Origin of the sequence: Sorangium sp. So ce385, from assembly GCF_051474135.1 — a bacterium.
In the GTDB taxonomy this organism is placed as follows: domain Bacteria; phylum Myxococcota_A; class Polyangia; order Polyangiales; family Polyangiaceae; genus Sorangium; species Sorangium cellulosum_D.
In genome coordinates this window covers 7,446,883-7,460,928 of sequence record NZ_CP150337.1, presented here as the reverse complement: position 1 = coordinate 7,460,928, position 14,046 = coordinate 7,446,883, and the positions used below count along the sequence as shown (strand labels likewise).

Here is a 14,046-nt window from a genome sequence, read left to right as displayed (position 1 = left end):
GCGCTCGCCGCATTTCGCGGATGCCATGTTCAGGCGCCGCCCGCCTTGGGCGCCGACCGCGCCGTCGCTACGCTCGTGCGATGCGCGAGCTCGTCACGCCGCCCGACGCGATCCTCGATCCGATCACGGCAGCGGCGCGCGTCGGGTCCTACCGGGGCGAGCTCCCTCGCGTCGACCTGAGCCCGCTCGCGGTGCGCGGGCTCGATCGCCTGCTCAAGCACAAGCGGTGGACGTACGTCGCGATCGCGTCCGACGAGGTCTTCATCGCCGTGGCGGTCGTGCACCTCGGCTACCTCGCGATCACGTTCGGCGTCGCGTTCGACAAGGTGGGCCGGCGGCTGCTCGCCGATCGCTCGACGTTCTGCCCTCCCTTCTCGGCGAGCGTGGGCGACGCGGGCGGCTCCGCGCGCGCGTGGCTGCCCCCCGCGCAGGTGCGGATCGAGCGCCCGCGCGAGGAGGCGAGGGGCGCGGTGACCGCCGCGTTCCGCGGGCTCGAGCTCACGGCGCGGCTCTCCACCCGCGCGGCCCCGCAGGCGCTCTCCGCGATCGCCGAGGCGCCGGGCGGCGTCCTCATCGCGACCGAGAAGCGGCTCCTCCTCGGCGTCGAGGGCGAGGCGTCGGTGCTCGGTCGCCGGATCTCGCTCGACGGCGCGCTCGCCAGCTACGACTACACGAGCGGCCTCCTGCCGCGCCGCACGACCTGGCGCTGGGCCCTCGCGCTGGGCCGCGCCGAGAGCGGCGAGCGCGTCGGTCTCAACGTGGGCGAGGGGTTCATCGGCGACGCCGAGTGCGCGATCTGGCTCGACGGCGACCTGATCCCGCTCGCCGAGGGCCGGTTCACCTTCGACGCGGCGCGGCCGCTCGATCCGTGGCACGTCCGGACCGTGGACGGCGCCGTGGACCTCCGGTTCGTCCCTGGCGCGGCGCACTCGAACCACACGAACCTCGGCCTGGTCGCCTCGGAGTTCATGCAGCCGATCGGGCTCTACTCGGGCACGATCCGCCTCCCGGAGGGGCGGCACCTCGAGCTCCGGGACGTGCTCGGCGTGACGGAGGACCAGGTCATCACCTGGTAGCTCCGGCGGCTCGCCCCGGTCAGCCGCCGCGGCGCTCGGCGATGAGCTTGTCGAGGTCGTCCTCGGTGATGAGCTTGGTGCCGTACTTCCGTGCCTTGACCGCCTTGCTCGACGCGGACGCCACGTCGGCGAGGACGAGGTAGTTGAGCTCCTTCGTGACGCTGTTCAGCACCCGGCCGCCGTTCGACTCGACGAGGTGGGTGAGCTCCCCGCGGGAGCGCGTGGCCGCGCCGGTGAAGCAGAACGTGAGGCCGGCGAGCGGCCCCTCGGCCTCGGGGGCGACCGGCACGATGCCGCCGGCGAGCAGCCGCGCGATCTCGTCGCTGCGGGCGCGCAGCCCGCGGACGATGCTCGCGGCCTTGATGGCGCCGAGCCCCGGGATGCCGGCGAGCTCGTCCTCGCCGGCCGCGAGGAGCTTCTCGATCGTGGTGTACCCGGCCGACACGAGCAGCCGCGCGGTCTGGATCGCGAACCCCTCGATGCCGAGCGCCGCGAGGAAGATCGGCAGCGTGAGCGGCAGCCGGCTCTTCAGCTGGTCGAGGCACTTCGTGGCGCTCTTCTCGCCGCGCCGATCGAGCTCTGCGATGTCCTTGACCGTGAGCTTGTAGAGGTCGAGCGGCTCTCGCACGAGGCCCGCGGCCACCACCTGCTCGATCAGCTTGTCGCCCCACTCGAGCGCGCCGATGGCGTCGATCCAGTTGTGGATGCGCCCCTCGATGAGGGCGCGGCACGCGGCGTTCCGGCAGAGCAGGTACTCGCCCTCGACGACCAGCGGCGCGATGCAGACCGGGCAGACCGACGGCGGGACCGCGACGGGGCCGCGCTTCTCGACGACCTCCTCGACGTACGGAATCACGTCGTTGCGGCGCGAGACCAGCACCTCGTCGCCCACCCCGATGCCGAGGCTCCGCACGTTGGCCGCGTTGTGCAGCGACGCGCGCCGGACGTTGGCGCCGGCGAGCTCCACCGGCTCGACGATCGCCACCGGCGTGACGCGCCCGCTCGGCCCGGTGTCCCACTGGATCGCCACGACCGTCGTCACCTTCGCGGGCGACGCGAACTTGAAGGCGACGGCGCCGCGCGGCCGCCGGTTGACGTCGCCGAGCAACCCCTGGAGGTGGAGCGAGTCCACGTACACGACGAGCCCGTCGATCTCGTAGTCGAGGCCCGCGCGGAGCTCGCTCGAGTACCGCCGGTAGAGCTTCACGACGTCCTCGACGTCGCCGTGCGCGGTCTGCGGCGTCGCGAAGCCGAGCTCGCGCAGCCACGCGAAGCGCGCCCGGCACGTCGGGATCTCGAGGTGCTCGGCGACGTCGTAGAACAGCACCGTGCAGTGCTCCGCCCCCTGGCCGTCGAACCGCTTGGCGGCGCCCGCGGCCATGTTGCGCGGGCTGGTGACGCCGGGGAAGTAGCGCTTCATGTCCGAGAGGCGGAGGATGATCTCGCCGCGCACGGACAGCCGCCCCCGCTCCCGGATCCGCGAGGGGACGCCCTTCATCCTCGCGACGTTCGCGGTGATCCGCTCGCCCCACTCGCCGTCGCCGCGGGTGATGGCGTCGACGAGCTTGCCGCCCTTGTAGATGACCTCGATGGAGATGCCGTCGAGCTTCTCCGCGACGAACAGGTCGTCCGCGACGCTCGCGCGGCCGGAGCTCGCCGGCTGCGCCGCGCCGTCGCCGTCGTGCCCGTCCTTCGCGAGGATCTCGTCGCAGCGGGCGACCCAGGCCCGGAGCTCGTCCTCGGAGACGACCTTGTTGAGCGAGCCCATCGGGATCTCGTGCCGCGCCTTCTCCCACTCCGTGATGAGGGAGGCGGAGCCGACCCGGGCGAGCACCGGGTGCGTGGGATCCAGGGCGCGGAGCTCGTCCTCGAGGGCGTCGAACGCGGCGTCCGAGATCTCCGGGTGCCCTGCGTAGTAGCTCGCCCTGTATTTCTCGATGCGCTCGGCGAGCTCATCGATCCTGGCCTTGTGCTTCGGATCCGTCGCGAGCCCGCCCTGCAGCGGATTGCGCGCTCCGGCCTCGTCGTGGTGTGCCTGCGTCATCGCTTGCCTCGGCTCACTCGAGCTCCGCCTCGCCGGCGCGCCGGGCGGCGGCGAGGAGGTCCCCCATGCCCATCGCGAGCTCGGCCGGGAGCTCGTCGTCGCGGAACAACCGCACCTCGCGGATCTCGAGCGGGTTCTGGGGAGGGCGCGTGGGCGCGCCGATCCGGGCGGCGACGACGACCGTCACCGCGTGGAAACGGACGTCGCGATCGGGCCGCGAGTACACGCCCACGACCCGCCCGAGCTCGACCTCGGTGACGCCGGCCTCTTCGGCGAGCTCCCGCACGATGCTGTCGCGGAGCGTCTCGCCCCACTCCAGGGTTCCTCCTGGGAGCGCCCAGGTTCCGGTGTCGCTGCGGCGGATGAGCAGCCACCGGCCGTCGGCGGTCTGCGCGGCGGCGGCGATCCCGACGACGGGCCGCCGGAGCAACGCCCGCGCGACCTCCTTGGCCAGGGCGAGGACGGAGCGCGGCATCAACGAAAGGGGAGCGATTTCCATGAGAATTTTTGCGACGTGTCAGCAAAGCATAGAAGCGATCGGCGCCTACCGGGAGAGGGTTCCGTGCGACCTCGGCCGATCCTCTCGGACGGCCGTGAGCCGCGCGGCTCGGCTCGGCCCCGGGTGAGGGGCAGGCTACGCTCGCACCATCATGTCGTTCGTGGAGAGGGCGCTGCGCGCTCCTGTCGGATCGTACGGCCGCGTTGTCCGCCGTGGCGCGATGGCGTGGGGCGCCGCGCTCGCGCTCGCGTCGCTTCCGAGCTGCACCGAAGAGCGGCTCCCCCCGCCGCGCCCTCCTGCCGGCGAGTCGATCGGCGCGGGCGCATCCGGCGGCGCGGCGCCGGATGCGGGCGTGGACGAGGGGCCGCGGCCGTCGAACCTCTGCGAGTGCGTCGCCGCGTACGGCGGCGAGGCCGGGCCCTGCGGCGATTGCTTCAACGAGCACGCCTCGCGCGGCGCGCGCTGCGAGGCGCAGCTCGCGGCGTGCGACGCCGAGCCCGGTTGCAGGCCGATCAGCGGGTGCCTCAAGGGCTGCGGTCACGACAAGGGCTGCCAGGTGGCGTGCGTGTTCCCGGACGACGCGGGCGCCGCGCATCTGGCCTTCCAGCAGGTGCTCGCCTGCGTGTGCGCCGCGTGCGCCGCGAGGTGCGCCTACTACGACGCGCCGCTCGAGTGCGCCGAGCCCGGCGCCGGGGGCGCTGGCACCGGTGGAGCTGCGGGCGGCGGCGGAGCTGCGGGCGCCGGCGGAGCTGCGGGCGGCGGCGGAGCTGCGGGCGGCGGCGGAGCTGCGGGCGGCGGCGGAGCTGCGGGCGCCGGCGGAGCTGCGGGCGGCGGCGGAGCTGCGGGCGGCGGCGGAGCTTCAGGCGCCGGCGGGGAAGCGGGAGGTAGCGGAGCTGCGGGTGCCGGCGGGGAAGCGGGCGCCGGCGGGGGAGCGCGCACGCTCGCAGGACGAGGAACCCGGTGAGCTCCGCGCCCTCGCTCGCGCGGTCTCCGCTCCGGCGCCTCGTGCGGTAGGCTTGCCGCATGCAGAAACCGGTGATCTGGGCGGCCCTTCAGCTCTCCAGTCAGGAGAACGTGAGCGACAACCTGGCGCGGATCGAGGCGCGCATCGCGGAGGCGGCGAGCCGTGGCGCGACGACGGTCGTGCTGCCCGAGAACTTCGCGTACATGGGCAGCGAGGAGGGAAAGCGCCACATCGCGGAGGACCTCGACGCCGGCGGCGGTCCCATCGCGCGCCGCCTCGCCGACGCGGCGCGATCCGCTCGGGTGACCCTCGTGGCCGGCGGCTTCCCCGAGCGCGCGCCCGACGCGGCGAGGCCGTACAACACCTGCGCGGTCTTCGGACCCGACGGCCGGCTCACCGCCCGCTACCGGAAGATTCACCTCTTCGACGTCGAGATCGCCGATGGCACGAAGTACCGCGAGTCGGCGTCGACGACCGCCGGCGATGCCCCCGTCGTCACCGAGATCGACGGCGTGAAGGTCGGGTTGTCGATCTGCTACGACGTCCGCTTCCCGGAGCTCTACCGCGCGCTCTCGTCGGCGGGCGCCGAGGCGATCGTCGTCCCCGCGGCGTTCACGCTGCTCACGGGCAAGGACCACTGGCTGGTCCTGCTCCGCGCGCGGGCCATCGAGGCCCAGGCGTACGTCGTGGCCGCAGCCCAGTGGGGCAAGCACCCCGGCGCGCGGGCGACGTTCGGAAAGTCGTGCGTGATCGACCCGTGGGGTGAGGTGATCGCCCAGGCGTCCGAAGGGGAGGGGATCGCGATGGCGATGCTCGATCCCGCCTATCTCGAGCGAGTCAGGGCGAATCTACCGTCGCTCAAGCACAGGCGACTCTGATCGCGATGTCATGGGGGTAAGCACTTTGTCTCGCGCCGGGGCGTGGTGGTTCCGGCGCTTCGCGTGGCCGACGTCTTGCGTCCGTTCACTCGGCCGAGGCGTCGCTCTCCGCCTCGCCGGCCGGGGGCACCGCGCCGCCGCGCTTCGACAGGAGGGCCCGGAGCTCCGCCGGCCGGCGGAAGCCGATGCGGCGGGCGACCTCCCCCTCGGTGAGCCCGTCGCGTAGAAGCGCGCGGGCGCGCTCCGCACGCACCTCGTCGTAGTAGACGTGGGGCGATAGCCCGAAGGCGGCGCGGAAGAGCCGCGCGAAGTGAAACTCGGACAGATCGAGGTCGAGCGCGACCTCGTAGGAACGGATCCTCTGGCCACCTTCGGCGGCGCTGCGGATGCGATCACGGCCGAGCAGGAGGCGCTCCGAGGTGCTGCGCGGGAGCGGGCCCCCCGAGCGCGGCGGCGGGGTGGAGCGCGAGGCGATGGTGGCTGCAGCGCGCTCGCGCAGGGGGGGCGCGCTGTAGCTCGGCGCCGCGGCGCCGGACGTGGGGAGCGCCGCGGGCCGTGCGGCCGACGCGCCGCTCGAGGCTGCGATGGGCGAGGCCGAGACCGACAGGGAGCGTGCGGCCGGCGTGCTGTGGGACGAGGAGGGTGCGATCGGAGTCGAGATGGGAAGCGCAGTCGTCACGAGTACCTCTCCAGCGGTGTAAGGGCGATGTGCCGCGGTCATCGCGGCCATCGGCGCGACGTATTGCAACCGGTAGGCCGCAAGCTGACGCAACGCTGCTGGCTCAGGTGAATCGGCGCCCACAGCGCAAAACGCCGCGTTTGCTCGTCAACCTGCGCGCGATGTCATGGGGGGTGTGGCCCACCGTTCACGTGGCACAGTCGCCAGAGGTCACCCGTGCCTGGCACAACGTGCCTGTGCGGCGCACGCCGCACGCACGCACGCCTCGGCGGTCGCACGCATCGCGACATCGTCGCGGCGATCTCGTGTCTGTCAGAGGATGAATACGAGCGCGCGTTCGTGCATCCAATGAGGTTCGCGTCCGCGCGCGGAGGCGCCGCGACCTCTGGGGCGCGGGGTCGACGTCACACGTCGATCTCGGCGTTCGGGGCGCGCTCCATGATGAAGCGGAAGCGCGCCTGCGCGTCCTTGCCCATCAGCTCGTTCAGGATGCGATCGGTCTCGATCTCTCCCTCGATCACGACGCGGAGCGCGCGTCGGCGGCGGATGTCGAGCGTCGTCGCCTTGAGGTCCTCTGCGGGCATCTCGCCGAGTCCCTTGAAGCGAGAAATATCCGCCTTGGCTGTCTTGGGGAGCTTCGCGAGGACCCGGTCGCGCTCTGCGTCGTCGAGGGCCCAGTGCGTCTCCTTGCCGACGTCGATCCTGTAGAGCGGCGGCTGCGCGAGGAACACGTGCCCGCCGCGGAGCAGGCCGGGCAGGTGCCGGTAGAAGAACGTCAGCAGCAGCGTCGCGATGTGCTGGCCGTCGCTGTCGGCGTCCATCAGCAGAAAAATCCTGCCGTAACGCAACTTGGACGCGTCGAAGTCCTTGCCGAACCCGCAGCCCAGCGCGCTCACGATGTCCTGGAGCTCCTTGTTGCCGAGCACCTTCGAGGTGGAGGCCTGCTCCGCGTTGAGCACCTTGCCGCGCAGCGGGAGGATCGCCTGCGTCCGGCGATCCCGGCCCTGCTTCGCGGAGCCGCCTGCGCTGTCGCCCTCGACGATGAAGAGCTCGCTCTCGCTGGGATCGGTCGAGGCGCAGTCGGCGAGCTTGCCCGGCAGGTTGAGCCGATGCGACACCGGCGTCTTGCGCAGGACCTGCTGGGTCGCCTCGCGCCGCGCCTCCCTGGCGCGCGCCGCCAGGATCGCCCGGGCCACGATCGACTCGCCGGCCGTGCCGTTGTGGAGCAGCCACTGCTCGAGCGCGGGCCGGACCATGCCCTCGACCGCCGGGCCTGCCTCGGGGTTGTTGAGCCGATCCTTGGTCTGCCCCTGGAACTGAGGGTCCTGGATGTAGATGGACAGGACGCTCACGATCCCCTCGCGGATGTCGTCGGCCGTCAGCGTCACGCCCTTCGGCTGGATCTTCTTCGCGTCCATGAAGGCGCGGACCGCCTTCACGATCGCGGTGCTGAAGCCGGACTCGTGCGCGCCGCCCGCGTGCGTGGGGATGCCGTTGACGTACGACTTCACGTAGTCGTCGGTCGACTCCGTCCACTGGAGCGCGGCCTCCAGCCGGATCTCGCCCTCGCGCGCGACGTAGAAGATGGATGGGTGCGTCACCGCCTTGCCGCGCTGGGCGACCAGCTTCGGCAGGAAGTCCGCGATGCCGTTCGGGTGAAGGAGCTCGAGCGACTCCCCGGACGAGAGATCGCGGAACGCGATCGCGAGCCCTCCGTGGAGGTACGCCTTGGCCTCCAGGCGCTCGCGGATGGTCTCGGGATCGAACCGCCGGCCCTGCCCGAAGATCTCCGGATCCGGCCGGAAATGGATGCTCGTGCCGTGCTTGCGGGTGGGCGCGCCCTTCTTGAGCTTGCTGATCGGCGCGCCGCGCGAGAACGTCTGCTGGTGCTCGAAGCCGTCGCGCATCACCCGGACCTCGACGAGCTCCGAGAGCGCGTTGACGACGCTTGAGCCGACGCCGTGGAGGCCGCCCGAGACCTTGTAGTTGTCGCTCCCGAACTTCCCGCCCGCGTGCAGCGTGCAGAGGATGAGCTCGAGCGCGGGGCGCTTGTACCGGGGGTGCACGTCGACGGGCATGCCGCGGCCGTCGTCGGTCACGGTCACGCCCTGGAGATCGGCGTCGAGCGTCACCTCGATCCGCTTCGCGTGCCCGTTGATCGCCTCGTCGACGGCGTTGTCGACGATCTCCCAGAGCAGGTGGTGGTAGCCCCTGACGTCGGTGCCGCCGATGTACATGGCGGGGCGCTTGCGGACGGGCTCCAGCCCCTCGAGCACCTCGATGTCAGCGGCCGTGTAACGCGCGCCGGACGCGGCGCGGACGGGGGGATTCGTGGCGGCCATGTTCAGCTCACCTCCAGCGTCGGTACGACGACGGCCGGCGGCACCACGCGGACGAAGCGGTCGCGTCGCGCGACAGGCTCGCCCTGGGTGCCGCGCGGGCCGGCGATCTTGCTCGCGGCGATCTCGAGCGTCTTGCCCTTCTCCGTCTCGACCGTGAGCGCGTCGTTCGGCCCGAGGGCGAGCGCGGCGCCGACCAGGCGCTCGCCTTCGGCGACCCGCATGACGACCGAGCCCTTGCCCGGGCCGGAGAGCAGCGCGAGCTCCTCCACGGCCACGCTGAGCGCCCAGGCGTCGCTCGAGGCGCAGAGCACCCGATCGGCGCCGTCCACCGCGTGGACGAAGAGCACCTCGTCGCCCTCGTTCAGCTTGGCGAAGCGGCGCCCCGAGCGCGTCGACGGGTCGCGGTGCGGCCGCAGCGAGAACCGGAAGCCGAGGCCCCCGCGGGTGATCGCGAGCGCGAACGGCGGCTCCGGCTCGGCGGAGTCCGGCGTGGGCGCGGGGACGTCGAGCGCCCTCGGGTCGAAGGAGAGCATCGCGATCATCCGCTCGCCGTCCGCCAGCTTGAACAGCTTCTGCACGGGATCGCCGTAGCCGGTCGACTGCGGCACGTCGTGGATGCGGCAGACGTAGCACGCGCCGAGGTTCGAGAAGAACGCGACCGTCGACCGCGTCGAGCCGGCCACCGCCGCGAGCACGCTGTCGCCCTCGCGGATGCGCGTCGAGGAGAGATCCTTCACCTCGCGCACCCGCTTCACCCAGCCCTGCGCCGAGAGGATGACGTTCGCGTCCTCGGCCACGATGAAATCTTCCGCCTGGTACTCGGGCTCGTCGATCGAGCCGACCACCTTCGTGCGGCGCTTCTCGCCGTAGGAGCCCTTGATCTCGACGAGCTCGTCGCGGACGATCGCCCAGCGCTTCGCGTCGCTCTTGAGCAGCCCCTCGATCCGCTTCGCCTCGGCGCGCTTCTCGGCGAGATCCTTCTGCACGAGCAGGATCTCGAGGCGCGCCAGCCGGTAGAGCTTGAGCTCGAGGATCGCGTCCGTCTGCTCCTCGCTCAGGGTGAAGCGCTTCATCAGCTTGTCGGCCGCGTCGGCCTTGCCCTCGCTCTTGCGGATGATCCGGATGACCTCGTCGAGCGCGTCGAAGATCTTCTCGAACCCCTCGAGGATCGTGATCCGCCGCCGCAGCTCGCCGAGCTCGAACTCGAGCCGCCGCGTCACCGTCGCGTAGCGGAAGTCGAGGAACTTCGTCAGGATCTCGTGCAGGCCGAGCCGCCGCGGCGCGGCGATCTCCGCGTTGTCGGTGGGCACGAGGCAGGTGAGGTTGACCTGCACGTTGATCGCGAGCGGCGTCTGTTTGTAGAGGTACGCCATCACGAGCTGCGCGTCGGCGCCGCGCTTGAGCTCCATCACGATGCGCACCTCGCCGGTCGACTCGTCGCGCACGTCCACGAGCGTCGGCAGCTTCTTCGAGAGGATGACCTCGGCGATCTTCTCGACGATGGCCTTCCGCTCGATCCCGTACGGGATCGAGGTGATCACGAGCTGCGGCGCGGCGCCGCGCTTGCCGTCGCCCTCCTCCAGCTGCCACTCGCCGCGGAGCTTCAGCGAGCCCTGGCCGGACGCGTAGACGGCCTCGAGCTCCTTCTTCGTCGCGTGCAGCTGGCCCCCGGTCGGGAAGTCGGGCCCCTTCACGTACGACAAGAGCCGCTGCGTGGTGAGCTCGCGGTTCTCGATCAGCGCGACGCACGCGTCGATGACCTCGCCCAGGTTGTGCGGCGGGATGCTCGTCGCCATCCCGACCGCGATCCCCTGCGAGCCGTTCACGAGCAGGTTCGGGAAGCGGGACGGGAGGACGATCGGCTCGAAGCGGGTGCCGTCGTAGTTCGGCCGGAAGTCCACGGTGCGCTGGCCGAGCTCGCTGAGCAGCTCCAGCGCGAGGGGGCGGAGCTTCGCCTCGGTGTAACGCATCGCCGCCGGCGCATCGCCGTCCACGGAGCCGAAGTTCCCGTGGCCGGCGATGAGCGGCGCCCGCATCACGAAGTCCTGCGCCAGCCGGACCATCGCGTCGTAGATCGCGACGTCGCCGTGCGGGTGGTACTTGCCCATCACGTCGCCGACGACCGCCGCGCTCTTCCGGTACTTCGCGTCCGGCCCGAGGTGCAGGTCGTGCAGCATCGCGTAGAGGATGCGGCGCTGCACCGGCTTCAGCCCGTCGCGCACGTCGGGGAGCGCGCGCGACGTGATGACGCTGAGCGCGTAGTTCAGGTACCGGCGCTGCGCCTCTTCGGCGAGCGAGGTGTCGGGCGCCGGGGGCGGCGGGGGCTCGCTGTCGCCGGGCCGGCCGCCACGGCGGCCTTTGCGAGGCGCCTCACCGTCGGACGGAAGGGAGGGGGTTCGAGACACGCGTTACTCCAGGGAGTGCGCGGGCACCGGGTTGAACAGGTGCTCCGATGTTCAGGTGAACGCTGGCGAGCCTCGGCAATTACCCAGGGGCTCGCGCTCGGTCAAGGCTGCCTCGCGGGAATTTCTGGCAGCGCGTGCTCGCCTGCGCTCGTGCGGCCCCTGGCATAGCGTCAGATCGCCGAGAGATCGACCCGCACGCAGGGGTCGCGGCGCGACCCGTCGGCGACGCCCTGTTTTCGGCGTCCGCCCTTGAGACTCACGTCGCGCTGGGCTACGGGGTGGCGCCTTGTACGCGACAGGCACCCGTTCAATGCTTCGCCTCCCCGGCCGCTGGCTGCGGCTCGTCTGGCTCGGCCTCTTCCTGGTGTTCGTGGCGGCAGCGACGATGCGGCCCCGGCTCGCGGCAGCTCAGGTGCCCGGAGGAGCTCCGGGCGCGCAGCCGCCCGGGGGCGGCGCCACACCGTCTCCCGCCCCGGCCGGCGCCGCTCAGCCGTCCGCTCCGGCCAACGCGACCCCGGCCAACGCGACCGCGGGGGCCCAGCCTGGCGCCGGTACACCTGCGCAGGGGGCCGCGGACTCGGCCGAGCCGACGCTCGACGTGGCGCCCACGGAGTCCGAGCTCGCCCGTGGACAACCGGTGGTCCAGGTCACGGTCGCTGGCAACCGGCGCGTCTCGACCGAGGACGTGCTCGTCTACCTGGGGCAGACGCGGGTCGGCAAGCCGTTCACCCCGGAGGGGCTGGCGCGCGACGTGCGCGAGCTCTGGGACTCCGGCCTGTTCGATGACGTCGAGGTCGACCTCACCCGCCGCGACGACGGGGTGAGCCTGCGGGTGCTCGTCCGGGAGCGTCCGAGCATCAAGGCCATCGAGTTCTCCGGCAACAACGAGATCGACAGCGAGGACCTCACCGAGGCGCTCTCGGTCGAGATCAAGACCGGCACGATCCTGAGCTACGCGGCCATCCGCCGCGGCGTGCAGAAGCTCCGCGACAAGTACGCCGAGGAGGGCTACTTCCTCGCCGAGGTCAGCTACGAGGTCAAACCGGAGCGGGAGAACCAGGTCACCCTCAAGTTCACCATCAAGGAGCACGCGCCCGTCACCGTCCGGCGCATCACCTTCATCGGCAACCACAACATCCCGGACGAGGAGCTCCGGGAGGTCATGCTCACGGGGAACGGGGGCTTCTTCGCCTTCGGCACGGGCGGTCCGTTCCGCCAGGACGCGTTCGAGCGCGACGTCCTCGTCATCAACGCCCTCTACTACGATCGCGGCTTCCTCGCGGTGCAGGTCGCGACCCCCAGGGTGATGCTCACGCCCGATCGCACGGGCATCGAGGTCACGCTGACGATCAACGAGGGGCCGCGCTTCCGCATCCGCTCGCTCCGCGTGTACGAGCGGGACGCCGACGGCCGCGAGATCGAGCCGCTCGGCGGGCGCCGGGCGCTGCGCGAGATGGTGCGGGCCAAGCCGGGCGACTGGTTCAACCGCGCCGAGCTGGCGAAGGATCTCAGCGCGATCCAGACGCTGTACCGCGACGCCGGCTACGCCAACGTCGAGGCCTTGCCCGAGACCCAGCCCGATCCGGACCGGCGGGAGGTCGACATCTCCGTCGGCATCCGCAGAAACCAGCTCGTCTACTTCGGGCGCATCGAGATCCGCGGCAACACCAAGACGCGGGACAAGGTGATCCGCCGCGAGATGGAGGTGGAGGAGCGGCAGCTCTTCAGCGAGACGAAGCTCGAGCGATCGAAGCAGCGGATCACGGCGCTCGGCTACTTCGAGCGGGTCGACATCTCCACCGAGCAGGGCGAGGACGACCAGCACATCAACGTCAACGTCGACATCGGCGAGAAGCCGACGGGCACCTTCCAGATCGGCGCCGGCTTCTCGAGCGTCGAGAGCTTCATCGCGACGGCGCAGGTCCAGCAGGCGAACCTGCTCGGGAGCGGCCAGTCGCTCTCGCTCCAGGCGCAGATCTCGGGCCTGCGGCGCCTCATCGACGTCCGCTTCTTCGAGCCGTACCTGTTCGACAGCCCGTTCTCCGCGGCGGTGAGCGTCTACAACCAGCTGCGTGCCTACAAGGAGTTCTCGCAGACCTCCACGGGTGGCTCGCTCACGATCGGCTACCCGCTCATCGAGCCGGAGCTCCGCGCGCAGCTGACCTACACGCTGGAGAACGACGAGATCTCGTCGTCGACGACGACCGGCCTCGGCACGGCGGACCCGCGGTCCACGTTCCAGCGGCTCCCGCTCTACAACCTCTTCAACGACGGGATCACGTCCAGCATCCGCCCGGCGCTCACCTACGACACGCGCAACAACCAGCTCTTCCCGACGTCGGGCATCTACCTGCAGGGCTCGGTGGAGCTCGCCCACAGCGCGCTCGGCAGCCAGAACGAGTTCCTGCGGTATCGCGCCACGGGGCGGTTCTACTACCCGATCACGGACAGCCTGGTCCTCAAGCTGAACACCGAGGCCGGCATGGTGACGAGCCCCAACCCGGAAGGCGTGCCGGTCTTCGCCCGCTTCTTCCTGGGCGGCATCCTCGACGTGCGCGGCTTCGAGATCCGGGACATCGGCCCGCGCCTCCCGCTCCGCGAGTCGCTCGATCCGAACTCCGCGCCGATCGCGAACGGCGCGAACATCGGCGGCAACCTGATGTACTACCAGAACCTCGAGCTGGAGTTTCCGCTCATCGAGGCGGTGCAGATCAAGGGCGTGGTGTTCACCGATCTCGGCAACGCGTGGAACCTCGAGAAGCTCTACTGCAACGCCGCCCCCGCTTCGCCGCACGACGTCACGAACCCGTGCTTTTCGCTCGAGCGCCTGCTCGATGTCCGCACCTCGTGGGGGTTCGGCTTCCGGTGGTTCTCCCCGCTCGGACCGCTGCGCTTCGAGTGGGGCTTCCCGTTCAAGCGGTTGCCCTACGAAGAGACGTACAAGTTCGAGTTCAACATCGGCAACTTCTTCTGAGTCGCCGGTCGGCGGGCGCAGCAGGGACGTGCGTGCCTCCAGCGCGCGCCGCCCGGAGGCGCGCCCGCTGCCCGCGGCGCCCGCTGCCCGGCATCCTCGCGCGCTGCCAGGCGGACCCTGCCCCGGAGCGTCCCGGATGGCGCGCTGCGTGCGGCGCGGTCGCGGCGCCGGCGCCGGCGCCGCGA

The 14,046-nt window shown here is 71.4% G+C and carries 9 protein-coding genes; 4 read left to right on the top strand and 5 right to left on the bottom strand.

Features of this window, described 5'->3' with window-relative positions; all coding sequences use genetic code 11:
• The first annotated feature begins 80 nt into the window (after positions 1-80).
• Entirely contained in the window at positions 81-1,076 is a 996-nt protein-coding gene (locus tag WME83_RS27080; RefSeq protein WP_437312580.1) for a DUF2804 domain-containing protein, read from the top strand.
• Between the two features lie 19 nt (positions 1,077-1,095).
• On the opposite strand, the gene ligA is transcribed toward WME83_RS27080, so the two are convergent.
• Positions 1,096-3,120 carry an NAD-dependent DNA ligase LigA gene (gene ligA / locus WME83_RS27075; RefSeq protein ID WP_437312579.1) on the bottom strand — a complete coding sequence of 675 codons (2,025 nt, stop codon included), beginning with the start codon at positions 3,118-3,120 and terminating at the stop codon, positions 1,096-1,098.
• 13 nt (positions 3,121-3,133) lie between these two features.
• Positions 3,134-3,619 (bottom strand): NUDIX hydrolase, encoded by a 486-nt coding sequence (locus WME83_RS27070; protein WP_129577022.1) that lies wholly within the window; start codon positions 3,617-3,619, stop codon positions 3,134-3,136.
• 151 nt (positions 3,620-3,770) lie between these two features.
• Between WME83_RS27070 and WME83_RS27065 the strand changes: the two genes are divergently transcribed.
• A complete protein-coding gene (locus WME83_RS27065; protein ID WP_437312578.1) occupies positions 3,771-4,583 on the top strand; it encodes a hypothetical protein in 813 nt (270 codons plus the stop codon).
• 59 nt (positions 4,584-4,642) lie between these two features.
• The gene (locus WME83_RS27060; protein ID WP_437312577.1) at positions 4,643-5,461 is read left to right on the top strand and encodes a carbon-nitrogen hydrolase family protein; all 819 of its coding nucleotides are present in this window, start codon (positions 4,643-4,645) and stop codon (positions 5,459-5,461) included.
• A gap of 85 nt (positions 5,462-5,546) precedes the next feature.
• Here WME83_RS27060 and WME83_RS27055 read toward each other — a convergent pair whose 3' ends face one another.
• From WME83_RS27055 to WME83_RS27045, 3 genes are all read right to left on the bottom strand, one after another.
• The gene (locus tag WME83_RS27055; RefSeq protein ID WP_437312576.1) at positions 5,547-6,140 is read right to left on the bottom strand and encodes a helix-turn-helix domain-containing protein; all 594 of its coding nucleotides are present in this window, start codon (positions 6,138-6,140) and stop codon (positions 5,547-5,549) included.
• Positions 6,141-6,544: 404 nt separating this feature from the next.
• Positions 6,545-8,482: a DNA gyrase/topoisomerase IV subunit B gene (locus tag WME83_RS27050; protein ID WP_437312575.1), complete on the bottom strand. Its 1,938-nt coding sequence runs from the start codon at positions 8,480-8,482 to the stop codon at positions 6,545-6,547.
• 2 nt (positions 8,483-8,484) lie between these two features.
• Positions 8,485-10,887, bottom strand: a complete 2,403-nt coding sequence (locus tag WME83_RS27045) for a DNA gyrase/topoisomerase IV subunit A (RefSeq protein ID WP_437312574.1) — start codon at positions 10,885-10,887, stop codon at positions 8,485-8,487.
• A 310-nt stretch (positions 10,888-11,197) separates the two neighbouring features.
• Between WME83_RS27045 and bamA the strand changes: the two genes are divergently transcribed.
• Positions 11,198-13,861 carry an outer membrane protein assembly factor BamA gene (gene bamA / locus WME83_RS27040; protein WP_437312573.1) on the top strand — a complete coding sequence of 888 codons (2,664 nt, stop codon included), beginning with the start codon at positions 11,198-11,200 and terminating at the stop codon, positions 13,859-13,861.
• Positions 13,862-14,046: the final 185 nt, after the last annotated feature.

Bases quoted from the DNA above. Each gene is read 5' to 3' on its own strand.
- WME83_RS27080 (WP_437312580.1), top strand. From the start codon at position 81: ATGCGCGAGCTCGTCACGCCGCCCGACGCGATCCTCGATCCGATCACG.
- ligA (WP_437312579.1), bottom strand. From the start codon at position 3,120: ATGACGCAGGCACACCACGACGAGGCCGGAGCGCGCAATCCGCTGCAG.
- WME83_RS27070 (WP_129577022.1), bottom strand. From the start codon at position 3,619: ATGGAAATCGCTCCCCTTTCGTTGATGCCGCGCTCCGTCCTCGCCCTG.
- WME83_RS27065 (WP_437312578.1), top strand. From the start codon at position 3,771: ATGTCGTTCGTGGAGAGGGCGCTGCGCGCTCCTGTCGGATCGTACGGC.
- WME83_RS27060 (WP_437312577.1), top strand. From the start codon at position 4,643: ATGCAGAAACCGGTGATCTGGGCGGCCCTTCAGCTCTCCAGTCAGGAG.
- WME83_RS27050 (WP_437312575.1), bottom strand. From the start codon at position 8,482: ATGGCCGCCACGAATCCCCCCGTCCGCGCCGCGTCCGGCGCGCGTTAC.
- bamA (WP_437312573.1), top strand. From the start codon at position 11,198: ATGCTTCGCCTCCCCGGCCGCTGGCTGCGGCTCGTCTGGCTCGGCCTC.